This window comes from Kitasatospora sp. NPDC086009 (assembly GCF_044540385.1).
Taxonomy (GTDB): Bacteria; Actinomycetota; Actinomycetes; order Streptomycetales; family Streptomycetaceae; genus Kitasatospora.
On record NZ_JBITSA010000036.1, the window covers coordinates 1 to 26,593 of the forward strand.

The following is a 26,593-nucleotide window of genomic DNA, read 5'->3' on the forward strand; positions in this document are numbered from 1 at the left end:
CGGTCAGGCCCCCACCCTGCGCATACCGCACACCATTGACATACCGCAGGGATCACTACCTGTCACCACCGACAACAGAACGAAAACCTCAGTAATCGGATGACGGGCCCAGAGCCCTTCCAATAGGGAGTCGCGTGCCTCCGCGCAGGTTTTGACCAGCGGATATGCACATCGGACGAAGGACGTGAGAGGCGCGCATGAAGGTGTTCTGCGGGATCGACTGGGCCAGCGACCACCACGACGTCGCCGTGGTCGACGGCGACGGCAAGCTCCTCGGCCGCGCCCGGATCGCCGACGACGTGACCGGCCTGCAGCAGCTGCTCGACCTGCTGGTGGAGCATGGCGACAGCCCCGGCGAGCAGATACCGGTGGCGATCGAGACCTCCCGCGGCCTGCTGGTGGCCTGCCTACGAGCGACCGGCCGACCCATCTGCGCCGTCAACCCGATGGCCGCCGCCCGCTACCGCGAACGGCACAGCGTCTCGCGCAAGAAGTCCGACCACTTCGACGCGATGGTGCTGGCGAACATTCTGCGCACTGACGCAGATGTCCACCGCGCACTGCCGGCCGACAGCGAGCTCGCCCAGGCCGTCGCCGTCCTGGCCCGCGCCCAGCAGGACGCGGTCTGGGACCGCACCCAGGCCGGCAACAAGCTCCGCTCCCACCTGCGCGAGTACTTCCCCAGGTACCTCGCCGCCGTCCAGCCGACCACCGGCGGCCTCAACACGCCTCTCGCCCGAACCCTGCTGGCCGCCGCACCGACCCCCGGCCAGGCTGCCCGCCTCACCCGCACCCAGCTGCGGGCCGTCCTCAAGCGCGCCGGCCGCCAACGCGGCATCGAGGCCGAGGTCGAGCGCCTGCACGCCGCCCTGCGCGTCCCGCAGATGCGCCAGCTCCCGCTGGTCGAGAAGGCAATGGGCCAGCAGGCCCTGGCCCTGCTGGCCAAGTTCGAGGCCACCTGCACCGCCGCGGATGGCCTCGCCGAAGCCTCGGTCGAGCTGTTCGAGCAGCACCCCGACGCCGCGATCATCACGAGCTTCCCAGGCCTCGGCGCGCTCAGCGGCGCCGGGTGCTTGCCGAGATCGGCGACGACCGCACCCGCTTCACCGACGCCACGGCGCTCAAGGCCTACGCCGAATCAGCGCCCGTCACCCGCGCCTCCGGCAAGAGCTGCGGTCATGGTCCGTCGGGTCAAGAACCAGCGTCTGGCCGCGGTGAGCTACGTCTGGGCCTTCGCCTCACTCACCGCTTCGCCCGGTGCAAGGGCCCACTACGACCGCCGCCGCAAGGCCGGCGACCGAAACAGCTCCGCCCAGCGAAACCTCTACAACCGGCTCCTCGGCTGCCTCCACCACTGCCTCGCAGCCGGCACGCCCTACAGCGAGAGCACAGCCTTTCCCACGGCACCGAAGCTCGAACTGGCCATCGCCGCTTGATTGTTCTTTGTCACCGAACCTAAACCGCCCCGCTGCTCTGCTCTCGATGCAGCGCGAGCCCCGTCCTGCTCAACCAGCTCATACGTCTCCGGCGTCCAGGCGCTCAGATGACTCGAGCAGGTACTCGGGCAGCTTGGAGCTGGCCGCCAATACCTCGATACCGATGAGGCGCCCTTGCTCGTCGAAGTCAAGGTTGATCATGCCGTCGACCCCCACTGGATCACAGGGATACATGTGCGAGGACTTCGTGCGTACCTGCGGATCGGTGAGGTACACATACGCTGCGTTCGCGGTCTCGTCATAGGTGACTCGGACGTCTGCCATGGCTGGCCTGCTCCCCTGGTGTAGTTGGCGGCGGCAAAGACGATCTTCGACTGCGAAAAAGTTGCCAGAGTCACGGGTGTATGTCGAGACAGAAGACATTGACTTCCCAATCCCATCGGATGTCTTCTTCATGGCCCTGCAATGGGGCTCCCGGCCTCCGGACCCGGCATGACTGAGATCCCCAGTCGATCATGACCGAAAAAGTGCGCTGGGCGCAGCTGGCCGGGGCCCAGATCGCCGAGCGGCTCATCTCGGAAGCCGAACGGCACGGCATTCCGCTCCTACCCGCCGCTCCCGCGCAGCTGCATCCAGCGTGCGGGTGCGCGGCCCACAGTGCACCGTGCAAGCACGCTTCCGCCGCCCTGGTGCAGACCGCCCGGCAGCTCGACCACGACCCCCTCGCGCTGCTGCTCCTGCGCGGCCGAGCCGCGAGCGACTTCCTCGGCGGCGTCGCCGACCCTGACCACCCCAGCCTCAAACGGTCCTTCCGTCTGGGAGCACCCGCCGAGCTGCCGCAGGTGAGCGCTGGAGACGCCTACAGCCGACGGCACCCCTCGGCTCGCCCACCGCTTCCACCGGTGCCTCTGTCCGGGCCGGCCGGCGCGGCGAAGATCGGGCTGACGTCACTTCCGGGCGTCGACATGGAACGAAGCATTAGTCCGACCGCACCGGCCAGCGCGCACCCGGCGCCTTGACCACCCGGTCGCCGACGCCGAGCGACCGGTACGTCCGACTGTTCACCTCGATGGTGACCTCCCGCCCCTCGTCGGTGCGGATCCCCATCATGAGATGGCCCGACGGGCCGTAGGTACCGATCGAACTGTGCACCCACCGGCCGGTGACCACCCCGGTGTAGGCGTCGTTCGCCTCGCCCGCGCGCTGCCAGACGATCATCGCCAGGACCATGACGAGCGGGCCGACGGCGAGGAGCAGGAAAATGGTGTTCGACATGTGCGACCCCCCGCATCGACGACGGCGCAGGCCATCCACGGCAGCGTACCGCTCTTGTGGCTGCCAGCCCAGAAGGCATACCTGGAGGGGCAGTTGGGGCCCCGGTGCGGGTGTGCGGGCCGCACTCCGGTGTGGCTTGTGAGGTGCCCTGTCGGCTCTGGGTGGTCTTCTTTCACCACGGGTGTTGGCCTGGGCCGTCAAGGTTAGCCGGGGATGGTGCGTCACGATCGGCGTCACGAATACCGGGCCTGGGAGCAGGGCCGGCGGCCGGGGCGGCAGGTCGGCCTACAGCGGTCGCGGCTTCGAGGCCTGCGGCGGCAGGGGCATGGTGGAGGGCATGCTTTGCGGACGTCGGCGGGGGTGCGGACGTGGCGCGGCGCGGCGATGGCGTCGACGGGTGCTCGTGGGCCGTGGGGCGGTTGGTTGGGATCCGGGACGGCGGCTGGGTCCGCTCAGGGCGGTTGCTGGCGGCCTTTAGGGCACTGGCGGCGATCATCATTATGGCCGGGCGCGTCGCCCAGAGGCGGTCCCGCCGCACGGTCCGGCCGCTGCCTGGTGAAGGCCAGGGGCTGGTCGTTCTCGCGGTGGTGCGGGTGGCCGGGGCCCGGACCAGCCGGGGAGGTCTGGGCCGGGCTTGCCGACTTGCCCAGGGTGTGTTCTCGTTCGTCGATTCGCCCGCGCCCGGGCTGCGGCTTGGCCGATGATGTGACATGCCCAGAGGCTGGGTGAGTGCACCGGGCAGGGGGAACAGAGCGCGCATGGAGATGATCAGCGGCACCGGGCTCGGCTGTCGGCCCTGGCCGGAGTTCCTGGACCGCCGCCCCGCGCTGATCGTCCCGGCGGCCCCCGACCGTGTCCTTCGGGGGAAGGACGGCTGGGCAGACCGGCATACGGCCCGGGCGCTCGCCGGGCCCGAGCCGTCCTGGTCGGCGGTGCTCACCCGCTGCCACCTGTCCGTTCACCGTCCCGGCGGACTGCTCTGGTTCGACGGCGAGATCGCCGCGGCCCGCGAATGGCGCCGAGCTGTCCGCAGCCAGCGGTCGCTACTGCTGATCACCGGCCCGTTCACCAGCGTCTTCGAGTTCCCGGCCGCCGCCACGGCCGGCCGGCTGTTCCTCCTGACCATCCCGGCCCGACTGGAAGGCGACCTTCTCTGAGTCCCCGACCTGCACAGTAGGCGACGCGGACCGGACCTGCCGGGCTCGTTCCCGCAGGTCATCGCGCAGGGCATCGCGCAACGCACGGAACGCCTCGAGGTCGGCTCGCTCGGAGAAGGAGCGCAGCGACCGACTGATCCGCCGGTCGTCGCCGGCGCTCACGGCCGCCACGGTGCTCTCGATCAGAACAGTGGCTGCTTCGTCATCGGATCCGGGCGTCACGTGTCAGCGACTCGCGTGCGGTCGGGATCGCCCGGCGACGGCCCGGACCGCCGACCAACATCTCGCACACGGGGTCGGGCTGGCCTGGCACGGTCCGGCCACTCACCCACCATGAGGCTGCCAGCGGTGAGTAGATCGGCACGTCGGCGAAGTGGAAGGCCGCTCTCGCGGCCGGCTCCGGAGCCATCGCGGGCGTCGTCATGCGCGGGTCGACGGCGGCGGCCAGGGCGCGATCGGCGTCGGTCGGCTCCCGGGTCGCCGAGCGCGACACCCGCTCCTGCTTCCAGGCCGTGGGCAGCGGCTCGACCAAGGCCCAGTGCCCGTCGGGCGAATCCGTTGAGTACAGCATCCGTTTCCCCCGACCCCATCATGCACACGACGTGCAAGTCAGCCCGAACGGCTCCGCACCCGCGAACGGGCGGCACCAGATCATCCAGAAATTGACATACCGCCCCCTACTGACATCGGCTTGTCAGGGTGACGTTGGGGAGTCGAGGGTCAGGCCGGGCGCTTTTACCTCCGCCCAGGTCACCCTCTTTCCAGGCGGTGACGGCCTGCTGGTCGCGCTCGGCCACCCGCCGCGCGGGAACCTGCGGGCTGAATCCGAGCCGGTGCACCAACCTCGTCGCCCCGGACACGCTGGAGGAGACGTGGAACTTGCGCCCGATCAGCGTGGCCACCCGCGCCGCGGTCCACACCTGGTCCTCCACCCAGCCGTGCGCGGCCGGGCCCTGCTCCAGGTACGCGGCCAGTTTCTCCAGGCAGTGCGGGGACAGGCGGCACCGCGACCCGCTCGGACCACGTGACGCCAGTGCCTCGGCCCCGCCCTCCCGCCAGACCTGGTGCCACCGGTAAGCCGACTTCGGGCTCACCCGCAGCTGACGCGCGACCTCCGACGGCTCGATCTTCCGCTCGAACAGCTCGGCCGCTTGAACCCGGACCGCCTGTCGGCGCTCACGCCCAGCAGGGGTCAGTCCGCCCCCATCCGCATACCTCACACACCACCGAATACAGCCACCGAATACAGCCACCGACCCAGACCCGTCAGGAACTTCACCAAGGTTCACCCTGACGAGCCGATGTCAGTAGCGTCTACGCAACCCCAGGCCCAGGAAGACGCTTGGCTGGGGCACCCCAGCCAAGCGCTTCTTCGAGCTGCCTGAAGACGATCCCGACCCCCGCCGTGTTGCGGCGAGTTGTTGAATCCACCTGTTCGGGGGCGGGGCGTCGTGCGTACCGATCGGGGGTGGGTCAGTCCTTGCCGGGCACCGCCAGGATGCAGAGCAGGGAGCAGGCCACCGCCGCGGACGGGGCGGTGGTGGTGGGGGTGGTGCCGGCGGGCGCGTTCGCGGCGACGAAGCTCGCGGAGGCGGTGTTCTTCAGCGGGAGCGCCAGCAGCAGGGAGTCGCAGTAGACGGCGCGGCTGGTGCCGGCCGCGAGGGCGAAGGTGCCGGCGGCCTGCCGGCAGGCGGGCGTGCTGGCGTCGTTGACGGTGACGGACGCGGCGTCGACCGGTCCGGCGTTGCTGACGGTGATCCGCCAGTGCGCGGTGCCGAGCAGGCCCAGCAGGCCCACGGGGCTGGTCTTGGCCCAAGGCCCGGGGCCGCCGGGCAGACAGTCGTGGGAGTTGGCGGAGCCGCAGATCTCCTTCTCCACGGTGACCCGGGGCTGGCAGCCGGTGCCGGGCGCGACCGCGGTGGTGACGGTGTTGGAGGTGAGCGCGCCGTTCGCGTCGCTACCGTTCGCGGTGTTGGTGACGGCGGTGGCGGTGCAGGCGGCCGCGACGGTGGTGCGGAAGCAGACCTGCGGCCCGTCACCCCGGTACTCGACGACCAGGGAGGGGTGGTTGCCGTTGGTGAAGTCCGCGGAGGTGGTCAGCACCAGCTGCGCGGTGACGGTGAGGGCCGGGTGCGCGGTGACGGAGATGCCGGACAGGTCGACCGTGCCGTCCGCGCCGAGCGCCGGGGTCGCGACGGGCGTGCCGTCGGGGTCGGTGACCAGGACCCGGGACGCCGACAGGGTGATGTGCGAGAGGTCGATGTCGGTCAGCCGGACCTTGTCGTAGCCCTGGACGTGGCCGCTCGCGCCGTCGCAGTAGAAGTCGCCGGGTTCGAGGGTGACCGAGGAGCCGCTGTGTACACAGGGGCTGGCGCCGGTCGTCGGGTCGAGCGAGAACAGCACGCCGGCGTCGCCGAGGCCGATCAGGCAACGGGTCGTGGAGTCGTAGCTGTAGCCGTAGTCGCGGGTGTCGCCGCCGTGGGCACTCGGGTGCCCGGCCGGGAGCGGGAAGCCCGCGCAGGGGCCGCCGGTGGCCCAGTCGTGGCAGACGGTCGCGCCGGCCACCCCGCCGCCCCAGATCGGGAAGTAGCTGCGGGTGCCGGTACCGGTGGTGACGGTCTCGGGGTTGAAGGTCAGCACGTTGCCGGCCAGCGCGCCGAGACTGCTCGGCGCGGCGTGCACGGAGCCGTCCAGGCCGTAGCAGGTGGTCAGGACGTTCGCGCCGCCGACGGTGCTGGTGCAGACGCCGTCGGGGTGCCCGGCGGTGTCGTACGCGGTGTAGGCGTTGTAGGTGTAGTAGTTGGCGTTCGGCCCGGCGGGGTGCTGGGTGTCCCAGCCCGCACAGGCGGTGAGGGCGGCGGTGTCGAAGCAGCCGAGCACGGGCGGCCCGGGGACGGTGGAGGTGCCGGCCTGCGGCGAGCTGGAGACGAAGACCTTGTCGCCGATCGCGGTGAGCGCGCCGAAGTAGAGCGCGGTGGGCGTGCTCGGCAGGTCACGGTTGCCGGGGGCGACGGGCGCGTACGGTTGGCCGGCGCACGGGGTGCGGGTGGCGAGCGCCAGGCACAGCACCTGGCCGTTGCTGGCGACGCCGTACAGGTTGTCGCCGGAACGCACCAGGCCCGCGAGGTTGTTGACGCTGCTGGGCGAGCCGCCGGTGGGCGTGAGGGCGGTGAAGCCGCAGTTCGCCTGCGCGTCGAGGTCCAGGCAGCCGACGCCGACCGCGGCGGCGGTGACGGCGGGGTACAGCACCTGGTTCGGGTGCGCGGGGTCGAACACGTACTGCGGGGTGAGCGGGCTGCCGATGTCACCGGTGGCGCCGCTGCCGAGCGGGCCGACGGTGGTGTTCAGCGGCCGCGGCCAGGGGCCGCCGGTGCAGGGCTGACCGGCCGTCAGGCTGAGGCAGACCACCTGCGGGGCGCTACGCGCGGCGTGGTGGTAGATGTTCCAGGACTGGATCTCGCCGGACGCCGTCCGGTGCAGGATCGGGGTGAACCCGTCGCCGCCGGTGGACTGCGCGGTGGGCTGGACGGGGGCGAGCAGCAGCGGGGAGACGCCGGTGCCGACGCCGCGCAGCACCGGGTTGTCGGCCCGGACGGCGGTGGTCGCGGTGCCGGTGTCGGTGGCGCCGAACGTGCTTCCGTCGGTCGACCAGGACGGCGTCCACCCGGGCGGGACCTTCAGCGAACCGGGCACGTACGTCTGGGAGTCGCCCGCGCCCGCGATCGGGTCGGTGACGACGGCGGGCGCGGCGGCGCCGCCGGAGGTGCCGCCGCGGTAGGTGACGGCCCAGTTCAGGGTGTCGCCGTGCTCGGCGGTGGCGGCGCCCGGGTGGGTGGCGTTCTGCACGGTCTTCACCAGCGCGGACGCCCCGCCGGCGGTGTCGGCCGGGCTGGCGCCGGCCCCGGGGGCGACGCCCCCCAGGCCCAGCAGCAGGAGCGCGGAGGTGACGGCGACGGCCGTGGCGGCGCCGAGCGGACGGCGGCCGGTGCGACGGCTTCGGGCGGTGATCGGCATGGGCGGACGCGGGCTTCTCAGCACTGGTTCTCCACCTCTGATCGGCAGTCGGACTGGCAGGTCGTCAGTCCGGTCCGTCGACCAGGGTAAAGGTGCGGTAAGTATGGACCGGACCTACTTTTCATATTGGTCACATAGTGAACGAATATGACCCGACAACTTTCCCCTCGACCGTCCGCACGACCTCCGAGGGCCGATCGCCCCCGAACATCACTTCGATGCCCACCCGCCCTTGGGCCGCTGACGTACGACACCCGCAGCCCGAGCCGCCACACCGTCGGGTGACGTGACTCAGCCAGGCGAGTGACAGAGACGACCGCCGACTGCTACCCGGGCGGGCCGGTGTTCCATGATCGGTGCCGTCGCCGTCTCCGGCGGATCGTGTGAAACCGTGTCAGTGCCGTGCGATCGGTACGACCACGGCTGTTCGAGGAGTCCGTCCCATGCGTTCACGAGTCATCGCCCTCATGGCCGCCGCCATCGCGGCCACTTCGGCGCTCACGCAACCCGCCCACGCCGCCCCCCTCATCGACGGGGTCTACCGGTTCGCGGCCCTCACGGACGGCAAGTGCCTGGTCTGGCCCAAGCTGCACGGACCTGTCGGCACAGTGTCACTGGGCGACTGCACGGACAGTACGTACACCTCGGCGAACTGGCAGGTACAGCAACGGCCCAACGGAACGATGAACGTCTCCGTGCCGAACTCGGCCCCGCGCGGCTGCCTGAGGTTGACGGACGACCACAAGGTGGGGATCAGCGACAACTGCGACCGGTACGCCGAATGGACCGTCTTCTACGGCTCCACCGGCCCCGGCAGCACGGTGTGGGCCGACATCGAGCACACCCCCGGCGACCGGTCCGCCTCGTGGGGGAAGCTGGTCGACGATCCCGGCGTGACCGGCCGGCTCGTGGTGAGGCCGGCCCCCATCGAGCCGCACCACTGGACCCTGCAGCCGGCAAGCTAGAACACCCCAGTCCCGGTCGCTCGGGGTCGCCTCCGTGCGCGCAGGACGCCGTCCCCGTCGGGCAGCACAGCCGTGTGGGAACCGCGCCCATCGACGGCCATCGGCAGGACGGCAGGCACGGGGCACCGCAGAGCTGGGCGGCCAGTGCCGTGAACCGGGTCTCGTCGGCGACCGTGCTGGCGATCCGGCCGTCCCGGTCCTCCCAGACGAAGACCAGGCCCCGTCCGGGAGGCCGGCCACAACTGCGGGGACATCGGTGGAGAGGTCCGGCCAGAGCGCCAGCCGGGCCCGCGGGGCCAACCCGGCGCGCAGCGCATCGAACGTGTCGTCACCGAGCCGGTGCCAGCGGGAGGCATCGTCGACGTGCATCTCCTCCAGGAGCGCCGCCTCGCGCGTCGCCACGCACCAGCGCACCCGCTCCCAGACCACGTCGTCGGCCGGACGCTGCTCCCCCGGCTCGTCGAACACCGCCTCGTACGGAACGCCTCCCGTCAAGCATCGTTCTTCGTCAAACTCGTCACTACGGTCTCCGTACGACTTTGTTTGATCTTGCTCTGGGAAAGGACCGTTTATGCGAGATCAGACTATCCGCGAACGGCCTGAAACGTCCCTGCTGCGGTAAATGCGTGGGTGATCGGCGAGATGAGCGAGGCGAAGCGGCGGGCGCCTGCGTTGCCGATCGGTGCCCATAGCGCGGCGCAGTGCCGGTCCGTCTCCACTTCGATGCGCTCGCGCGCCGCACTGCCGGCGTCGGTGACCACGCCGTGGGAGTCGAGCCAGCCGCGCGCGACGAGGCGTGCCGTCGCCGCGCTCCACTCCTCGTCGTCCCACCGGCGGGTCGCTCGCGCCAGAGCCGTCGGGAGGCGGCCGGTCGCGGTGTGCAGAACGAGACAGTCGCACGGCCCGAGGCCGTTGTCGGCGAGTACGACGAGATGGGCGTCGCCGCGCCACTCGCGCGCCACCGTGATCTGCTGCCAGAGTGCGACGAGAGGATCGGGAGGAAGCACGACCGAGGCGTTCGCGGCGGCCAGCACTTTACCGGCGTAATCGGCACCGGCGACGACCGGGTCGATCAGCGAGCGCGCCTCGGCAAGGTGGTCGTCGATGAGATGTACACCGACGCGCAGCATCGCCCGGCCGGCGGCCAGGAAGCGGGCGGCCTGCCACCGCTCGGGCGGCGCGGCGTCCCATACGCCGGCCATGGCCCGCGCTGCCCGCGGGCTGAAGTTGTAGAAGGCCGCGAGCGTGACCTGCCACGGAACTGCGCCCATCGCGGCCGACCGGAAGGCCAGATACGTCGGTCCGCGGTCGGTCACGCCGAGCTCTGCCGCCTCCTCGGCGGTCTCGGGGCCGAGATATATGAACAGGTGAGCGGCGCTGATGGCGCGGCTGACATCACGGACGGCGTTCAGGTCCATCGGGCCGTCGCCGGTACGGGCGGAGTCGGGAAGGGCATCGAGGTGCATGGCGGTGGTGTCTCCAGGAGTCGGGTGGCGCTGTCAGGCGCGTGTTTCAGCGGTGGCGGTCAACACCGCGCGTCCAAGGGTGTGACCGGCCATGGTGAAGCCGAGGACGGCCGGTGTGGCATCGGCCGGGACGCCTGCCGTGGGGATGTCGAGGGCGTGCACGACGACGAAGTAACGGTGCGGGCCGTGTCCGGCCGGCGGGGCGGCACCGATGTAGCGGGCCACGCGGGCGTCGTTGGGCAACTGGTAGGCGCCCTCGGGCATCTGTGAGCCGGTGTCGCCACCAGCGCCCTCGGGCAGCTCGGTGACGGTGGCAGGGATGTCGGCGACCGCCCAGTGCCAGAACCCGGACCCTGTGGGGGCGTCGGGGTCGTAGACGGTGACGGCATAGCTCTTGGTGCCGTCCGGGGCGCCACTCCAGGACAGCTGCGGGGACATGTCCTTCCCGCCCGGCAGGCCGGAGGAGTACTGCGCGGGCGGCCACGCGGCGCCGTCGGTGACGGTGGTGCTGGTGACGGTGAACGAGGCCGCCTCAGGGAGGCGGGCGAAGGGGTCGTTGGCAGACACAGCGGTCGTTCCTTTCCGGACGAGGACGTCCTCATCGGCTACCGAATCGACCATAACACGAATAATCGATTATCCAAGGGATCGTCTAGGATGAGCTCATGAATCAGACGGCGCACTCCTCGACCCCGCCGCCGGGGAAACAGATGCTTTCCGAACAGGTCTACGCACACCTGCGGGACGCGATCATGCGTGGGGACCACTCCCCTGGCGCCCCTCTCAAGCCGCAGGATCTTGCCAAGGAGCGGGGCGTGAGCCTGGCTGTGGTGCGCGAGGCGCTCGTGCGGGTGGTCGGCGAGGGGCTCGCCGACCGGCTGCCCAACCGCGGTTTCGCCGTCCCGTCCTTCTCCGACCGCCGCTGGCAGGAGATCGCGGAAGCCCGTCGGACCGTCGAACCAGTCGTACTGCGCATGTCCATCGAGCGCGGCGACCTCGACTGGGAGGCCCGCGTGCGGGCCGCCCACCATCGCCTGGTGCGCACTCCGGCATTCGCGCCGGAGGAGAGCGAGTACTACACCGGCGCTTGGGCCGAAGCCCACAGAGCCTTCCACCGCACACTGCTGGAGGGGTGTGGCAACCGCGCGCTGTTGGAGACCTTCGACCGGCTGTGGACCCAGAGTGAGCTGGCCCGCCGCTGGTCGGCGCACCGCAATCCCGATCGGGACGGCACCAAGGAACACCGCCGGCTGGAGGAGGCGGTGCTGGCCCGTGACGCCGACACCGCAGCCGCGGTCCTGGTCCAGCACCTCACTTTGACCGCGGCTGCTCTGACCGACGGTTCAGGCCAGGCCACCTAGACTTACGCCACGACAGCGAGGTCGAGGTGAGAATTGAAGTCCAGCTCGAACCGGCCGTAGGGGTTCACGTGGGTCGGAGCTGCTTCGAGGGCCTGGGCCCCGGGCCACAGTGGCGATCGCACCAGCCGGTCTCGTGCACATCGCCGTTCGCCGGCAGCCCTGTGCCGGTGATCTTGACGAGGTCACGACAAGTTCGCCGGCCAATGCGTACTTGATGTGGAGTGGGTGTTACGAAACCAGCGATGGATGCCGTGTGACAGGCAGGACCGACTGATCCTCGACGGTTCGCTCCGTCTGGTTGATCTCGGCCCAGACGGCGTCAAGAGACAGGCCGAGGGTGTCGGCGATCGCTGCGACGGTCGGGAAGGCGGGGGTGGCCACACGGCCGGATTCGATCTTCCGCAGAGTTTCCGGCGAGAGATGCGAAGCGAGCGCCACGTCCAGCATTGAGCGGCGGCCCCGGGCTCGGCGGAGCAGGGTGCCAAGGCGCTGTCCGCGTTCTACCTCGGCGGGGGCGAGCGGCAACCGGACCATGACCCCATTCTAATACCGGTACAGTTAGACCGGTATAGTTATTGGACGCCTATGAGAGGCCCCCATGATCCAGATCCTGAACTCCGCGCAGCTCGAGCGGGCGAGAGACACCGGCGCCCTGGTCGGAAACATCCTGCACACGCTGAAGCAGCGCAGCACGGTCGGGACGAACCTGCTGGACATCGACCAGTGGGCCAAGGAGATGATCACCGAGGCGGGAGCGCAGTCCTGCTACGTCGACTACGCGCCTTCCTTCGGGCGCGGCCCGTTCGGGCACTACATCTGCACGGCCGTCAACGACGGGGTGCTCCACGGGCGGCCTCACAACTACACGCTGGCAGACGGGGATCTGCTGACTCTCGACCTCGCAGTGGCCAGGGGCGGGGTGGCCGCGGACGCCGCGATCAGCTTCCTGGTGGGCAAGGCCAGGCCAGCGGAGAGCGTTGCTATGATCGAGACGACCGAACGTGCACTCGCCGCCGGCATCGCCGCCGCCAAGCCTGGGGCGCGCATCGGCGACCTCTCCCACGCCATCGGCACGGTCCTCAGCAAGGCGGGCTACCCGATCAACACCGAGTTCGGCGGCCACGGCATCGGCTCGACCATGCACCAGGACCCACACGTCGCGAACACCGGACGGCCCGGCCGCGGATACAAGCTGCGCCCCGGACTGCTGCTCGCCCTGGAGCCCTGGGTCATGGCCGACACTGCCACGCTCGTCACAGACGCCGACGGTTGGACGCTGCGCAGCGCGACAGGCTGTCGGACCGCGCACAGCGAGCACACCATCGCCATCACCGACAACGGAGCCGAAGTTCTCACCCTGCCCACGCAAGCACGGTCATAAGAGGGCGCCGGGAAGGGCAGCAGGATCTCCGCGTCGGGATGCTGGGGTAAGTGGCTGTTGTCCTTCCGGCCCTGAGTGCTGCGTTTCCGCTGTTCAGGCATGGGGTCGGCGGTCTCGGGGAGTAATGTCCTGGAGCTGTACCGCAGCGCGCTGCGCCTGCGCCGGACCCATCCCGCGCTCGGCGCCGGCCGGTCCGTCCAATGGCTGGACCTGGCACCCGGGGTGCTCGCGTTCCGGCGCGACAGCGACCAGGGCGCCCTGATCTGCGCCGTCAACACCACCGCCCCGCCCGTCCGCGTCACCGACGGCGGACTCGGCGCCCTCCTGCTCTGCTCGGCCGAACCACCGGTCACCGCGCACCCCGGCGAGGTGCTGCTGGCAGCCGACAGCACCGACTGGTGGCTGGCCGGCTGACCCGGGGCGGGCGGGGCCTCCACCGGGAGGGCACTCGGAGGTGGACGACGTACGGGCCGGCCCACCGCTGGTGCGGTGGACCGGCCCGTACGGGGCCGAGCGGGTGCCCGGCCGGGTGGGTGCCGGGTCAGCGACGCGTCGGACGCGAGCGCCGGAGGCGGCGCACGCCCGCCGCCGCGCCGCCCAGGGCTAGGCCGATCACCGGTGCGAGCAGCAGGGTGCTCCAGGTGCGGGTGGTGGCATCGGCGGTGAGGCGGCCGGCGAGCAGATGGGCGAGGAGGAAGGACGGGGCCAGCCAGGCCCCGTTGGTAACGGCGAGGCGCAGCGGACCGCGCCGGCGCCGGCCCGGTTCCTCCGTCGCGGTCAAATGAACCTCCTGACGACGCCGATCACCTTGTCGATGATGCGCTGGGAGACCCCGCGGTCGAAGACGAAGCCCGCGAGGCATCCTGCCACGGCCCAGACGATGCGCTGCTTCCAGCCGCCGCTGCCGAACAGAACGCCGGCGCAGGCACCGCCCGCGCAGTTGCCGATGTGCAGGGCCCACGGCGCGAGGAAGGGCACCCAGGCGGCCACGGCCGCGGTGACGGCCAGTTGGACGCCGCGGGCCACGGCGGCCTTGAGCGCCGCCTTGAGCCAGCCGGGCATCCGGCCGTTGAGGTCGGTGCAGTTGACCGGATCGGCGTTGCAGTAGTCGTAGGCGTTGGCGCTCGCACCCTGGACGGGGTCCGGGGAGAGGAAGCGGCCGGTGGCCGGGTTGTAGAGGCGCACCCCCATCAGGGTGAGGGCGCTCGGGGTCTCGTCCGAGCGCTGCTTGTCGCCGAGCCAGGCGTAGCGGGCGCCGCTCTGGCCGGCGCGCGGCTGGCCGTACTCGTCGTAGTCGAGGACGGTCGGCGCGACGGCCGGGTCGAGCGGGAGCTGCACGGTGATGTCCCCGTGCAGGTTGGCGAGTTGCAGGACCGCACCGCCCGTCCTGGTGGTGGTGGCGGCGAGGCCCCCGGCGGCGCCGGTGACGTTGCGGGTGACGCTGCCCGCGGTGTCCTCGGTGATCCAGCGCGGGCTGTCGGTGTCGGACCCGTAGTGGTTGGTCCTGGCCCCGGTCCGGGTCCAGGTGCCGGCGGCGTTGGTCTCGGTGGTCCAGCCGCGCAGGCGCTGGGCCGAGTCGAGGGTCCAGCTCTGTCGGGCGGCTCCGGTGGTCTGCTGCTGGACCATGTCGGTGTTGTAGTAGGCCAGGGTGCTGCCGGGCAGGGCGGTGGTGCGGCCGAACGCGTCGTAGGCGTACCCGGGGTTCACCAGGCGGTCGGCGCTGTCGTAGGCGCTGGTCTGGCTGGTGCCCCCGTTGGTGGTGCAGGCCTGGCCGCGGGCGGCCACGGCGGTGGCCGACGCGGTGCGGTCGGTGTGGTTGTCGAAGGTGTAGGTGCGGGTGGTGCAGACCGCGTCGGTGGAGGTGTCCTGGACCTGGAGGAGGCGGCCGGCCCGGTCGTAGCCGTAGGTCTGGGCGGCGGTGACGCCGGGGGTCCCGGTGTGGGTGGCCCGCTGGCCGTGGACGGTCTGGCCGATGCCGTCGGAGACCAGCACCAGGCCGTCGCTGTCCCGGGTGTAGGTGCGGCCGGTGGTGGTACCGGTCGGGTCCTTGACGTCGGTCAGGGTGTAGCCGCCGGGCAGGCCCTGAGTGAGCGCCGCGCCGTCCGCGTCGTAGCGGGCGGTGAAGGTGCCGGCGACGGAGTCCGTCACCGAGGTCGCCTGGCCGCGCGGGTCGACGGCGGTGTCGTAGGTGTAGGTGGTGGTGGACGGAGAGCTGTCGGTGACCTTGGTGGGCCGGTTGAGGGCGTCGTACTCGGTGGTGGTGACGGCGCCGTCGGCGTCCGTGTAGGAGATCAGGCGGCCCAGCTCGTCGTAGCCCTTGGTGATCGTGCCACCGGTGGCGGAGGTCTGCTGGGTGACGGCGCCGGTGCCCGGGTGGTAGGTGGTGGTGGCGGCGGGTGCCGGGGTCCCGAGGCCGTCGGTGACCGTGACGGTGGTGGGGCGGCCGGCGGCGTCGGTGGCGGTGTCAGTGGTGCGGGTGACGCCGTTGGCGGTCTCGGTCGTCCGGGTGACCTCGCCGAACCGCCCGTACTGGGTGGTCCTGGTCGGCAGCTGGGCCGGGTTGGAGCCGCCGCCGGTGATGCCGCCGGCAGGACCGCTCTGGCACACGAGGTCGGCCCACTCGGGGCGGTTGCCGCAGGTGCCGGCGCCGTCCGCGGTGTAGTAGGACGTCCAGGTCGCCGCCGCGTCGGAGCCGGTGGAGCCCGGCAGCCGGGTCGAGACGACGCGGCCCTGGCCGTCGTAGGCGGTGGTGGTGGTCAGGGCCAGGCCGCCGCTGTCCTTGACCTGCGCGGTCGGCACGCCGATCGTCCAGTCGAAGCCGGTCCGGTCCTGCCGGGTGTCCAGCAGTTGGTCGGGCCAGGCGCGGAGCCGGGCGCCGGTGGTGGTGAGGGTGATCTGGTTCTTGATCTTGGCGGTGCCGTCGGTCGGTCGGCCTTCGTCGTACGTCTTCACGGTGTGCTGACGGGCGGGCAGCTGGCTTCCGGCCCGGGCCAGCACGGTGGCGCCGGCGGTGGCGTCGGCGGCCAGGGTCACCCGGTGCAGTGGGTCCAGGACGTCGGTCTCCTGCTGCCCGTCCGCGCTGTAGACGCTGGTGCTCGACAGGAGCTGGGCACGGTCAGCGGAGGGCAGCGTGTCGATGCCGAGGTCGGCGAGCTGGGCCCTGGCCGGGTCGGTGGCGCCGAGGGCGAGCTCACGGTTGGCCGCGGTCAGGCTGCGGACCTGGTGGCCGCGGTTGTCGTACTCCGTGGTGGTGAGGTAGTGGCCCGGGGTCGCCTGGTTGACCTGGCGGCCGGAGGCGTTGAGGTAGTCGACGGTGGCCCGGGTGTAGTCGGCCGCGGTCAGGTCGGCGGCGTCGCTGGAGGCGGGCACCCGGTCCGGCGGGAACACCGCGGTGGCGTCGGTCGGCAGGTCCGTCTGGCCCCAGGCCGCGGCCGCCGTCACCGAGAGGTCCTCCGGTGCCTTCGGCCCGGAGAGCGGGACGCCGTAGACGACGGTGCTGGTGGCGGTGCCGTTCACCGTGCCGGTGGTGCCGGGGGCGAGGGTGTCGTGCCAGACCTTGGTCAGCATGCCCGGCCCCGCGGCCGGGTTGGAGCCGACGGTGCCGTAGGCCAGCGAGGTGGCACGGGTGCCGCCCAGCTGGACGGAGGAGAGCAGGCCGTCGTCGGCGCCCTGGGTGTAGTAGGTGTACTGGCTCTGACTGCCCTGGCCCAGCCGCGGGTCCCAGGCCTGGCGCAGCCGCCCGGCGGAGTCGTAGCGGTAGGCGGCGACGTCGGTGGCGGTGGCCGCAGTGGCCCCGGGTGCGGTGCTCCAGAGCCGGACGGCGCTGACCTGGCCGGCGAAGTCGCCGAACTCGGCGCCGGTGTTGATCCCGGTGGCGGTGGTAACGGCGGCGTAGACGAACTGCAGTACTCGGCAGCCCTTGGCGGCCGGGTTCGCCGCGCACGCCGCCGGGGTGACCGCGGAGGTGGGCGCGATGATCAGCTTCGGCCGGGCCAGCGTCCTGCCGCCGACGACGGTCGTCTCCGACACGACGCTGGTGGCGGTGTTGGCGAGGCCGCCCAGCAGGGTGGAGGTGACGGTCCAGGTGGCGGCTGCCGGGGCGACCTTGGAGAAGGTCGTGACGGTGCCCTCGGTGCCGGACAGGGCGAAGTCGCCGCCGAAGGCGCCGCTCAGGGCCAGGTCCTCGCTGCCCGGCTCCGGCACCCAGCCGCTGCCGGCCGCGTCGGAGGTGAACGCGATGGCCGAGCCGTCCGCCGCCATCACGCTGAGCGAGGTGGCAGAGGTCCTGCGGATCTCCGTGTACTCCGAGGCGGAGAGGCTCGACGACACGCCCGACACCCAGTTGGGGCCGAAGATGGCGGCCTGACCCTCCTGCGCGGCGGCGGCCTTCGGGTCGCGGGAGGAGTGCGTGCGGCCGATGGTCATGCCGAACAGCGACACGTCGGTGGCGGGGACCCGCAGATCGCCCGTGAGCAGGTTCAGCGCGCCCGGTCCGACGTTCTCGGTCGCCGCGCCGTCGGCCTTGCGGTCGACGACCACCTTGACCGGTTCGGAGGAGACGGCGGCCGCGCCCGGCCCGGTGAAGTCCGCGCGGAGCTGGACGGTGCCGTCGGGGGTGACCGTGGAGGTGGCGTTCCAGGTCAGTGCCGGGCTCCGGCCGGCGCCGAGGGCGACCGGCCAGGCCACCAGTGCGGCGCCGCCGTTGGTGACGTCGCCCGCCGGGATCGTGGTCCATGCATCGGCGTCGGAGCGCCGCCAGGAGTACGCCACGTGGTCGTACCGGGCGGCGTCGGCCTCGGCCAGGAGCGGGACGCGGGCCGCCGTGCGGGTGCCGTCGTTCGGCGACGTGACACCGCCCGCGCCGACCTGGAAGGTGTAGGAGAGGGCCTCGGAGCGGTTCTCCGCCCGGTCGACCGCCCGCACCTGGAGGGTGTGGGTGCCGCCCCTGGCCGGGGTGGCGGTGAAGGTCACCGGCGCGGTGGAGCCGTTGGTCGCGACCTTGGTCCAGGTCGTGCCGTCGAGCGTCCACTCCAGGGCGTTCTGGTCACCGGCCGGCGGGATCGCGGTGAAGGAGCCGGCCCGGCCGGGGCCCTTGACCCACTGCCCCGCCGGGTAGTCGGCGGAGGAGACCGCGCCGGGCGCGGACGGGGCGGAGGTGTCGACCGTGAAGGTGGCCCACGCCGACCAGCCCGTGTTGTAGTGCAGCCCGTCGTACGGGGAGGTGCGGAACTTGTACGTCCTGCCGTTGGTCAGCACCCCGGCGGGGACCTTGACGGACGCGGGCCGGCCGCTCGGCACGAACGGCGAGACCAGGACGTTGCCGACCTGGGTGTCGGTGGCGGCGTCGAAGATCTGGAAGGTGCCGTCGACCTTGTCGTTGTTCGGGTCGACGAAGGTGTCCCGCAGCGTGGGGGTGGTGGAGTTGACCCACCAGGTACCGGCGGTGTCCTTGTAGAACGGGGAGCCGGCCTGCTGGTCGGTGCCGGTCCGCGGACGGTAGTTGTACGTCACCGTCAGCTTCGGCACGTTGGTGGCCGCGTTGGCGGAGTTCACCTCCTTCCAGTACTTGGTGTTCGTCTCGTCGGGAGCGCGCAGGCCCATGCCCGAGGTGGTGTTCTTCGCCGAGGTCCAGGTCTGCACCAGGTTGGTGACGTCGGCGGTGATCCAGCCGTCGCCGCCGCAGGCGTCCCGACCCTTGGTCTCGGTGCCGGTGGCCTTCTTGGCGTTCCAGGAGGGCTGCGCCGTCCACCGCGAGGAGGTCGAGGCGAGACCGGTGTCCCAGACGTCCCACGCGTAGGGCTGGCAGTCGCTGTTGCCGGAGTGGAAGTTGTACAGCGACAGGTTCGCGCTGGTGATCAGCGCGTCGGCGATCGGGGCGGTGTTCCAGTTGATGAACGACCGCGCCTGCCGGGAGGACCCGTCCGCGTTCTTGGTGCCGGAGTTGCCCCAGTAGATCTCGGTGTCGGCGGACCAGTCGACGGTCTCGCCCTGCTGCACCCGGGTGTCGAAGACGTTCCCGAGGGCGGTGGTGGACGGGTCGACGGTCACCGGGTACTGCGTCTTCGGATCCGCGAGGAACGAGGCGTCGGGGGTGAACACCAGGTCGACGCCATCGCCGTGCTGAACGACCTTCAGCCCGACCTTCGCCTGCCGCGCGTGCTCGCCGGAGCCCTGCGCGGCGGCCGTGGCGTCCCACATCACGGGTGCGGGCAGCACGGCCCGCTTCTCTCCGCTCTTCCGGTCGCTGAACAGCACGCTGCCGTCCGGCTGGGCCTCGGCCCGCAGCCCCTCGGCCTTCAACGGCATCGTGTACGAGAAGCCCGCGGCGGCCGGGCGCTGCTTGAGCACCGTGTACTGCTCGAAGCCGGTCCGGGTGGCCTCGACCACCAGGTCGGCCGCGCCGTCGGCGATCGCGTCCCGGTAGGTGGCCTTCGTCCCGTCCAGGACGGGCTTGGGCAGCCCGCCCTTCCACTGGAGCTCGACCTGCTGGTCACCCTCGCCGAGGCTCACCAGCGGCCGCGCCTCCTCCGGCGCCGCCTGCGCCTGGACCAGCGACTTCACCCGGGTGCCGCCGGCGCCCGCGAGCCGCAGGCCGTTCGGGTGGGCCTTGGGCGCCACCGAACCGTCCGCGGCCGCCTGCAGAGCCAGGTCGACGTCCACCCACTGGCCGTCGCGCTGGTAGCGGACCGGGCCCGCGAAGAGCTCGGAGGTGAGTGAGCCGTCCTTGTTCACCCAGGTCGTCGACGTCTCCGTGCGCTCGGAGAGCGCCTCCACCCGCTGCCCCGACAGCCGGGCGGCGATCCGCGCCGCCGGGACGTCGGCGGCGGAGGTGGCTCCCGGCTTCGTGCCCTTGCCCGCCGCCGGACCGCCCGCCGGCGCGGCGAACGCCACCTCGGACCCCGCCAGCAGCGACACGGCCACCGCGAGCGCCAGGGACCCGCTCAACACGCGCATTCCCGCAGCCGGGTTCCGTCTGCGGCGCACAGGTACGTACCTGCTCATTTCCACCCCTTGACCCACCGTCGTGTGACGGCGACGTCCGGAGCATAGGAGTGATCCAAAATGTCATAGATGCATCAAACGGCGGCAAAGGATCATCAAAGACCGACCAGTCGTCCGCCCTGCCCGGTCGTTGTTCGGCCAAGGTTCACGCAGCCGTGATCATGGCTTGACCTGCCTCTCTCAGCCGCTGCCACCCGCGTTCAGGAGCCCCCTCCCCCGGGAGAGCGCGCTCCGCGCGTTTTCCCCGGGGGACGACATCGCTGGGCGCAGGCCGATGCCGCCCAGAACGCGCGCCCTCCCGCGATCGGAGCAACCACTCGCACCGTGCCAAGGGTCTGGCGACCCGGGCAGTCGGGCTCGCCACCCCGCCTCGTGCCGCGCCCACCCGGCCCGGCGACCGCTGTCGATCCGACCCGTGTCCACCCGGGATCCCCGGGTAGGCGGCCAAGGGCGCGTCCCGCAGGCGCGAGGATCCAGCATCGGAGATCGACATGACCGTGGCGGCCAGCAGGAGCACCGGGACACTGTTCGCGGGCCGGTACCGGGTGGACTCGGTCCTGGGGCGCGGCGGCGGCGCGGACGTGCTGCGGGCCGTGGACGAACGGCTCGACCGGGCCGTCGCCCTCAAGATCCCCCGCCCGGACGCGACGGCCGACACCGTCCGGCGGTTCACCACCGAAGCGCGGATGCTGGCCCGCCTGAGCCACCCCGGCCTGATCGAGGTGTACGACTACGGCGCCGTCGCGGAGCAGCCCTACCTGGCGTTGGAGCTGGTGGAAGGTCCCACCCTGGCAGCGGTCCTGCGGTCCGGCCCGTTGCCGGCCGCCGATGTCCGACGCCTGGGGCGGGACCTGGCGCAGACCCTCGCCCACGTCCACGCCCACGGGGTGGTCCACCGGGACGTCAAACCGTCCAACGTGCTCGTCGACGCCGCCGGCCGCCCGCGACTGGCGGACTTCGGCGTCGCCCGGATCCTCGACCGGCAGGCCTCGTCCGACGACGAAGCACTCACCTGCACCGGGCTGATCGTCGGGACCCCGGCCTACCTGGCACCGGAGCAGATCCGCGGCCGGGGAGCCCTGGCGTCCGCCGACATATACGCCCTGGGCCTGCTCCTGATCGAATGCCTGACCGGGCACCGCGAGTACACCGGCGCCCCCATCGAAGCCGCCGCCGCCCGGCTCCACCGCCCGCCCGCCATCCCGCCCCACCTGCCCGCGGACCTGGTGGCCGTCCTGCGCCGGATGACCGACATGGACCCCGACCACCGCCCGTCGGCGGCGACCTGCGCCCGGCTGCTCGCCGTACCGCCGCCCGCGCCGGTCCCGGCCGCGGCCGGGACCGGGACCGCGGTCCTACCGCGACCGTGGAGGAGGCCGCACGTCGCCGCCCCCCGGCCCGTCCTCCTGCTGGCGGCCTCCGTGCTGGCGCTGGCGGGCGCGGGAGGCAGTACGGCCTTCGTCGACGACCCGCCGAGGGCGCTCCCGGCCCCCGCCGCGGTGCCTTCGGCGCCCCCGCCCACCGCACCCGCACCCGCGACGGCACCCGCACCCGCGACGGCCCCCGCGGCCACGGAGGTCGCTCCGAGCACGCCGCCCCCGGCCCGCGACTCCGCGCCGACCGTCGGTCCCGTCGCCCAGCCGGCCGCCCCCGCGCCCACCGCCGCACCCGCCCGGTCCTCCGCCGGCCGCGGGAGCGAGGACAAGCAGAAGCAGCAGGGCCGGAAGAACTACGGCCCCCACGGGAAGAAGCCCAAGTAGCGACCGTCCCGGCCGGCGCCCGGAGGGGCCGGCACCTCGACCACCCGCTCCCCGCACCCGGACCTGCCTGCGCGAACACCGTCACCTCGCCCGGAGAGAAGGCGGACCAGGTGGCTGCCGACGTCGAACGCGGATCCCGGGACGGACAGCCTCCCCGCGTCGTCGACCGCCGGCGTTCCCCGGCCTCCTCGACCGAGGCGCCTCCCGGTCCTACGGCCTGCCGGGATGCGGCCGGCCGAGGCCGTCGTCGGTGGGCAGGCCCCGGATGGCACGGGCGATGGCGGGGCGGAGGTCGTCAAGACTGTGGTCCGCGCCGAGGATCATGCGACGGAGCTGAGGCATGGCCAGGGTCCAGCCGACCAGGCCGAGGGTGAAGAACAGGCGGGTGCGGGGATCGGCGTCGCCGTCCGTGGCCCGGGCCGCGTCGATCTTGTCCTGGTAGTGCCTGGTGCGGTCCTGTTCGCCGGGAACGGGCTGGTCCCCGAGTTCGAGGGCCTCCCACATCAGCAGACGCAGAGCCTCGGGGTGGGCGCGGTGGTAGTCGAAGAGGCGCTCCGCGTAGGCGGGCAGCTCCTCGTCACCGGGCGGGACCGCCTCGGCGAGGTCGGCCATGAGGCGTTCGAGGACGGCTGCGAAGAGTCTGCCCTTGTCGCCGAAGTAGTCGTAGATCGCCCGCTTGTTGGCCTCGGCCTGGGCAGCGATGCGGTCCACGCGGGCGCCGGCGACGCCATGGGCGGCGAACTCGGCGGTCGCTGCCGCGAGGATGCGCTCTTTGGTCGCCGTGGAGTCGTATGCCATGGAGCGAGAGTAACGAACCAGTTCGTTTGACGATCCGGCACCGGTCTGCGAGTCTCATTTCCAGTTTCGAACCATCTAGTTCGTTCGGTTGGAGTCGCGATGTCCCGAACCCATGCGCCCGTCCCGCCCGCTCCCGCGGGGCGGGGGCGGCGGCTGCCACTGGTGATGGCGCTGGCCTGCGGTGTCAGCGTGGCGAACGTCTACTTCCCGCAGGCCCTCACCCCGCTCGTCGCCGGCGGGCTGGGCATCACGCCGTCCGCCGCCGCCGGCGTGGCCACGGTGACGCAGTTCGGCTACGCCGCCGGGATCTTCCTGCTCGTCCCGCTCGGCGACCGGCTCCCGCGCCGCCCGCTGATCACCGTCCTGCTCGCGGTGACCTCCTGCGCGCTGCTGGCCGCGGGCCTCGCCCCGGCCGCCGCACCGCTGATGGTCGCCGGCGCCGCGGTCGGCCTGACCACGGTGGTCCCGCAGCTCCTGCTGCCGATGGCCGCGGGCCTGGTCGCCCCGGACCGGCGCGGCTCGGTAGTCGGTACCCTCCAGGGCGGCCTCATCGGCGGAATCCTGCTCGCGCGCACCTTCGGCGGCGTGATCGGCGAACACCTCGGCTGGCGCGCCCCGTACCTGGCCGCCGCCGTGCTCACCGGGCTGCTCGCCCTCGTCCTCGGCCTGGCCCTGCCCACGACTGCGCCCGCCACCCGCGACCGGTATCCGGCACTCCTGGCGGACACCCTGCGGATGCTGCGCACCGAGCCGCACCTGCGCCGCTCCGCGCTCCACCAGGCCGCCCTCTTCGGCGCCTTCAGTGCCGCCTGGACGGCACTCGCCCTGCTGCTCACCGGCCCGCACTACCGCATGGACGCCCAGGCCGTCGGCCTTCTGGCGCTGATCGGCGCGGCCGGCATGGCCTGCGCCCCGGCCGCCGGGCGCTGGGTGGACCGGCGTGGAGCCGACCGCGTGACCACCTGGTGCACCGGCGGCGTCCTCGCCGCCGCCCTGGCACTGACCGCCGGTGTCGCGGGCGGCGCGGCGGGGCTGGCGGCCGTCGCCCTGGGGCTCCTGCTGCTCGACGTGGCCGTGCAGACCAGCCAGATCGCCAATCAGGCCCGCATCTTCTCGCTGCACCCCGAGGCCCGCAGCCGGCTCAACACCGCCTACATGACGTGTTCGTTCCTCGGCGGCTGCGCCGGCTCCTGGCTCGGCATCCGCGCCTACGCCCTGCTGGACTGGCCCGGGGTGTGCGCACTCATCGCCCTCGCCGCGGCCCTCGCCCTCACGGCCCGGCTCGCCGAGCACCGCCGGCCGCTTGAGAAGTCGCCCATCGCGGAGCCCGTCGCCACGCCCACGGGCCCACAGCGGTGAACGGCCGCCGTACCCCGGCGCGGGCACCGCCACCGCTGCCGCGCCCGGCCGCGCAGAAGCAGAAGCAGAAGCAGAAGCAGACACAGACGCAACGAGTCAAGCATCCGACACGAAGGACCATCATGACGTTCCCGGCCATGCCTCCGGCCATCCTGCAGTTCTTCCGCGCCTCCCAGGAGGGCGATGCCGACACCTGGGCGAAGGCGTTCGCCGAGGACGGGGTCTTCCACGACCCCGTCGGCACCCCGCCGATCATCGGACGCGCCGCGATCCGCGACTTCATCGCCTCCGTCCTGCCCGCCTTCCGACCCTTCCTCGGGCTGACCCCCACCGAGGCCCACACCCTCGGCAGCCACGTCGCCGTCTCCTGGCGGGGGGCCGCCGTCACCCTGGACGGCAGGCCGGTCAACTGGTCCGGCATCAACATCTACGAACTGGACGAGACCGGCCTCATCCGGGACGCCAAGGCCTACTTCAACCGCGCCGTCTTCCAGGCCCAGCTGGCGGGCTGAACCCCGCGAGCCCGAGCGGCGCGGGCCGGGAGTGCTCTCGCCCTGGCCCGCGCCGGAAGTCCGGAGTCGGCGCGCTCCACCTCCACCGCGACCCGCTCGCAGCCCAGGCCGGCAGAGGTCTGGCCCGCGTGCATCCGCTCGGCCAGTCCCAGCGCCGCGAACACCATCGGTTGCGCCACGGTGTGCGGGCTCTCGAAGCGGACCTCGGCGACCAGACCGGCCCCGGCCCGACGGGCAACCACCGGCCGCGCCTCGGGGCCGCGCGCGAGCCGGTGCGCCGCCACTCCCACCGCGCCGAACCGGTCCGAGACGCGGCAGCGGGCAGCTCCGCGAAGCGCCCTACGCTCTCCAGACCGAGCCGCACCAGCGGGTCAGCCAGCCGCGGCGGCGCGACCTCGCCCACGGGGAACCGGGCCAGGAACGCCGCGCTGCCACCCGGGGGCACCACGAGCTGCACCCGGGCGGCGAGCTGGGCGGCGACCAGGCCGTCGGCCACCCCGATGCGGCACTCGCAGCCGGTGCTCTCGACCGCGTCGTAGAGCCGCTCCACCAGCGCCTCCTCGCCGCCGTGGAACCGTGCCGCGCCACGGGCCGGGATCGCGCGGAGCCCGGGCCGCAGCACCTCCAGGTGGGCGTGCGCCAACCCGCCTCGGCGACCTGTTCGAACAGCCGGGCCTCGTCGTCCGGTACCGGTCGTGAATCTCCAGCCCGTCCATCAGGGCCTGCGCGGAGCGGACCGTCACCGCCCGGCGCACGCCCGCGGCCCGGGCGGCCTGGGGGGCCGCCAGCACCCGGCCGCCTTCCACCACCGCCACCCGCCGCACCTCGGCATCGCCGGCGGCGCCGAGCGCGGCGGTCACCGGCCAGTCCGGGCAGAAGACCACCACCGACCTCGTTGCGCTCCAACGCCATGGGGCCGCGGGAGTCACAGATCCGACGCCCGCGGGGGTGGCCGCTGAGCCGTCATCCGCACCGCCACCCGGCGGCCGCTACCGAGCGGTGCTCTCCGGGGTGATCGTGTAGATCTCCACCTCGCCGAGGTAGAGCAGGTCGTGGACGTACTCGTCGAAGTCGTCGTACAGCAGGTTCTCCGTCCAGGTCCGGTGGTCCATGATCCATGTGACCAGGGCCTTCCGGTCGTCGGCGGCGAGCAGCCGGTCCAGCTCCTCCTGTGCGGAGCGGGCCTCGTCCGGACCGATCGAGTCGTGCTCGCCGGCCACCGCGCGGGCCAGCGCGGCGTCGATCTCGTCGCCGTAGCGCAGCACGGTCTGCTGTGCGAGCGCCCGCTTCGTCGCCGCGGCCGAGAGGATGCCGAACGGGTGCGAGGCGTAGGTCCCGTCGGGCAGCTTGACGGTGTTCTCCCGCTCGAAGTCGCTGCCTTCGGCCTTCGGGTCGGCGTTAACGAACGCCACCCGGCTCCCCGGAGGAGCCAGGCGCAGCAACCGCGGCTCGTCCGTGTCGTCGACGGGCTCAAGAGTTCGGAGGCGGTCGGAAGCGGGGGTGCGCAACCGGAACTCGGCGCCCTGCGAGTCCCTGAACCAGAGCTTGCGGTGAGTCAGCCCGCTGGAACCGTGGTCCTTGAGGTCGAACGGCCGCGCGACCCGCCGGTCGAACGCCTCGCTCCCGACCGCCGCGGCCCACGCGCCGAGTTGGACGGCTTGCACGAACGTGGCACAGTCCAGCGTCCAGGCGGCGGAGTGGTCCACCAGGTCGCGCACCGCGCTGTACGGCGAACTGCCGGTGCGCAGCCGAAGGAAGGCGTCGTCCCCGTGCCCCTGTTGCACCCAGTTCAGCCGGTTGAACGTCTTGTCCCGACCGCTGTTCTCGAACTCGGGCCTTCCGGCGAGGATGCTGCGCGCGGTGAGGTCCACCTGCCCCCGGTAGGCGTAGGCGTAGCCGTCACCGCCGACGAGGCAGCCGCCCAGGCCCACCAGGACGGCGTCCAGCGAGGCGAACTCCGTCCGGCCGGCCTCAGCCAGCTCCGGCAGTGCGGCGACGTAACCGTCGTGCCAGAGCACATCGGTGCCCTTCTCCGCCGCCAACCCCGCGATCCTGGCGAGAAGTTCCCGTGCCGTGTAGTGCTGCCCAGCAACCGTGAACACCGCTG

Annotated in this window: 21 protein-coding genes and 1 pseudogene; 10 read left to right on the forward strand and 12 right to left on the reverse strand. The window is 72.1% G+C overall.

Annotation, left to right across the window (positions count from 1 at the left end):
- Nucleotides 1-197 precede the first annotated feature (197 nt).
- Nucleotides 198-1,436: pseudogene (locus ACIF6L_RS37895) on the forward strand (IS110 family transposase).
- 78 nt (nucleotides 1,437-1,514) lie between these two features.
- Here ACIF6L_RS37895 and ACIF6L_RS37900 read toward each other — a convergent pair.
- Nucleotides 1,515-1,760, reverse strand: coding sequence for a DUF2283 domain-containing protein (locus ACIF6L_RS37900; RefSeq protein ID WP_396491814.1), 246 nt, complete (start codon nucleotides 1,758-1,760; stop codon nucleotides 1,515-1,517).
- Nucleotides 1,761-1,951: 191 nt separating this feature from the next.
- On the opposite strand from ACIF6L_RS37900, the gene ACIF6L_RS37905 reads away from it, so the two are divergent.
- A complete protein-coding gene (locus ACIF6L_RS37905; protein ID WP_396491816.1) occupies nucleotides 1,952-2,455 on the forward strand; it encodes a hypothetical protein in 504 nt (167 codons plus the stop codon).
- Here the strand turns inward: ACIF6L_RS37905 and ACIF6L_RS37910 are convergent.
- Entirely contained in the window at nucleotides 2,415-2,711 is a 297-nt protein-coding gene (locus tag ACIF6L_RS37910; protein WP_396491817.1) for a hypothetical protein, read from the reverse strand. The two genes, ACIF6L_RS37905 and ACIF6L_RS37910, sit on opposite strands and share 41 nt — an antisense overlap.
- Nucleotides 2,712-3,469: 758 nt before the next feature.
- Here ACIF6L_RS37910 and ACIF6L_RS37915 point away from each other — a divergent pair.
- Nucleotides 3,470-3,868, forward strand: coding sequence for a hypothetical protein (locus ACIF6L_RS37915; protein ID WP_396491818.1), 399 nt, complete (start codon nucleotides 3,470-3,472; stop codon nucleotides 3,866-3,868).
- 202 nt (nucleotides 3,869-4,070) lie between these two features.
- On the opposite strand, the gene ACIF6L_RS37920 is transcribed toward ACIF6L_RS37915, so the two are convergent.
- The 3 genes from ACIF6L_RS37920 to ACIF6L_RS37930 all read right to left on the reverse strand — a co-directional run bounded on the left by ACIF6L_RS37920 (nucleotide 4,071) and on the right by ACIF6L_RS37930 (nucleotide 7,882).
- Nucleotides 4,071-4,400, reverse strand: a complete 330-nt coding sequence (locus ACIF6L_RS37920) for a hypothetical protein (RefSeq protein WP_396491819.1) — start codon at nucleotides 4,398-4,400, stop codon at nucleotides 4,071-4,073.
- A 145-nt stretch (nucleotides 4,401-4,545) separates the two neighbouring features.
- Nucleotides 4,546-5,088: a winged helix-turn-helix domain-containing protein gene (locus tag ACIF6L_RS37925; RefSeq protein WP_396491820.1), complete on the reverse strand. Its 543-nt coding sequence runs from the start codon at nucleotides 5,086-5,088 to the stop codon at nucleotides 4,546-4,548.
- Nucleotides 5,089-5,341: 253 nt separating this feature from the next.
- Nucleotides 5,342-7,882, reverse strand: a complete 2,541-nt coding sequence (locus tag ACIF6L_RS37930) for a hypothetical protein (RefSeq protein ID WP_396491821.1) — start codon at nucleotides 7,880-7,882, stop codon at nucleotides 5,342-5,344.
- Between the two features lie 443 nt (nucleotides 7,883-8,325).
- Here ACIF6L_RS37930 and ACIF6L_RS37935 point away from each other — a divergent pair, with 443 nt between their 5' ends.
- Nucleotides 8,326-8,847, forward strand: coding sequence for a hypothetical protein (locus tag ACIF6L_RS37935; protein WP_396491822.1), 522 nt, complete (start codon nucleotides 8,326-8,328; stop codon nucleotides 8,845-8,847).
- 584 nt (nucleotides 8,848-9,431) lie between these two features.
- Here the strand turns inward: ACIF6L_RS37935 and ACIF6L_RS37940 are convergent.
- Together ACIF6L_RS37940 and ACIF6L_RS37945 are read right to left on the reverse strand one after the other, a co-directional pair.
- Nucleotides 9,432-10,313, reverse strand: a complete 882-nt coding sequence (locus ACIF6L_RS37940; protein ID WP_396491823.1) for a hypothetical protein — start codon at nucleotides 10,311-10,313, stop codon at nucleotides 9,432-9,434.
- Nucleotides 10,314-10,346: 33 nt separating this feature from the next.
- Nucleotides 10,347-10,880 (reverse strand): YbhB/YbcL family Raf kinase inhibitor-like protein, encoded by a 534-nt coding sequence (locus ACIF6L_RS37945; protein ID WP_396491824.1) that lies wholly within the window; start codon nucleotides 10,878-10,880, stop codon nucleotides 10,347-10,349.
- A gap of 98 nt (nucleotides 10,881-10,978) precedes the next feature.
- On the opposite strand from ACIF6L_RS37945, the gene ACIF6L_RS37950 reads away from it, so the two are divergent.
- A complete protein-coding gene (locus ACIF6L_RS37950) occupies nucleotides 10,979-11,674 on the forward strand; it encodes a GntR family transcriptional regulator (RefSeq protein ID WP_396491825.1) in 696 nt (231 codons plus the stop codon).
- Nucleotides 11,675-11,902: 228 nt separating this feature from the next.
- Here ACIF6L_RS37950 and ACIF6L_RS37955 read toward each other — a convergent pair whose 3' ends face one another.
- The gene (locus ACIF6L_RS37955) at nucleotides 11,903-12,208 is read right to left on the reverse strand and encodes a helix-turn-helix transcriptional regulator (RefSeq protein WP_329491919.1); all 306 of its coding nucleotides are present in this window, start codon (nucleotides 12,206-12,208) and stop codon (nucleotides 11,903-11,905) included.
- A gap of 64 nt (nucleotides 12,209-12,272) precedes the next feature.
- On the opposite strand from ACIF6L_RS37955, the gene map reads away from it, so the two are divergent.
- On the forward strand, nucleotides 12,273-13,055 hold the full coding sequence (gene map / locus ACIF6L_RS37960; protein WP_329491918.1) for a type I methionyl aminopeptidase: 783 nt from the start codon (nucleotides 12,273-12,275) through the stop codon (nucleotides 13,053-13,055).
- A gap of 99 nt (nucleotides 13,056-13,154) precedes the next feature.
- A complete protein-coding gene (locus ACIF6L_RS37965) occupies nucleotides 13,155-13,469 on the forward strand; it encodes a DUF3459 domain-containing protein (protein ID WP_396491826.1) in 315 nt (104 codons plus the stop codon).
- A gap of 127 nt (nucleotides 13,470-13,596) precedes the next feature.
- Here the strand turns inward: ACIF6L_RS37965 and ACIF6L_RS37970 are convergent, their stop codons facing one another.
- A complete protein-coding gene (locus ACIF6L_RS37970) occupies nucleotides 13,597-13,836 on the reverse strand; it encodes a hypothetical protein (protein ID WP_329491916.1) in 240 nt (79 codons plus the stop codon).
- A complete protein-coding gene (locus ACIF6L_RS37975) occupies nucleotides 13,833-20,009 on the reverse strand; it encodes a DNRLRE domain-containing protein (RefSeq protein WP_396491827.1) in 6,177 nt (2,058 codons plus the stop codon). The genes ACIF6L_RS37970 and ACIF6L_RS37975 overlap by 4 nt, the downstream gene beginning before the upstream one ends.
- A 539-nt stretch (nucleotides 20,010-20,548) precedes the next feature.
- Here ACIF6L_RS37975 and ACIF6L_RS37980 point away from each other — a divergent pair.
- Nucleotides 20,549-21,817, forward strand: a complete 1,269-nt coding sequence (locus ACIF6L_RS37980) for a serine/threonine-protein kinase (RefSeq protein WP_396491828.1) — start codon at nucleotides 20,549-20,551, stop codon at nucleotides 21,815-21,817.
- A 210-nt stretch (nucleotides 21,818-22,027) separates the two neighbouring features.
- On the opposite strand, the gene ACIF6L_RS37985 is transcribed toward ACIF6L_RS37980, so the two are convergent.
- Entirely contained in the window at nucleotides 22,028-22,615 is a 588-nt protein-coding gene (locus tag ACIF6L_RS37985; protein WP_329491912.1) for a TetR family transcriptional regulator, read from the reverse strand.
- A 99-nt stretch (nucleotides 22,616-22,714) separates the two neighbouring features.
- Here ACIF6L_RS37985 and ACIF6L_RS37990 point away from each other — a divergent pair, with 99 nt between their 5' ends.
- The gene (locus ACIF6L_RS37990; RefSeq protein WP_396491829.1) at nucleotides 22,715-23,974 is read left to right on the forward strand and encodes an MFS transporter; all 1,260 of its coding nucleotides are present in this window, start codon (nucleotides 22,715-22,717) and stop codon (nucleotides 23,972-23,974) included.
- 122 nt (nucleotides 23,975-24,096) lie between these two features.
- A complete protein-coding gene (locus ACIF6L_RS37995) occupies nucleotides 24,097-24,486 on the forward strand; it encodes a nuclear transport factor 2 family protein (RefSeq protein ID WP_396491830.1) in 390 nt (129 codons plus the stop codon).
- 989 nt (nucleotides 24,487-25,475) lie between these two features.
- On the opposite strand, the gene ACIF6L_RS38000 is transcribed toward ACIF6L_RS37995, so the two are convergent.
- A complete protein-coding gene (locus tag ACIF6L_RS38000) occupies nucleotides 25,476-26,588 on the reverse strand; it encodes a hypothetical protein (RefSeq protein WP_396491831.1) in 1,113 nt (370 codons plus the stop codon).
- Nucleotides 26,589-26,593: the final 5 nt, after the last annotated feature.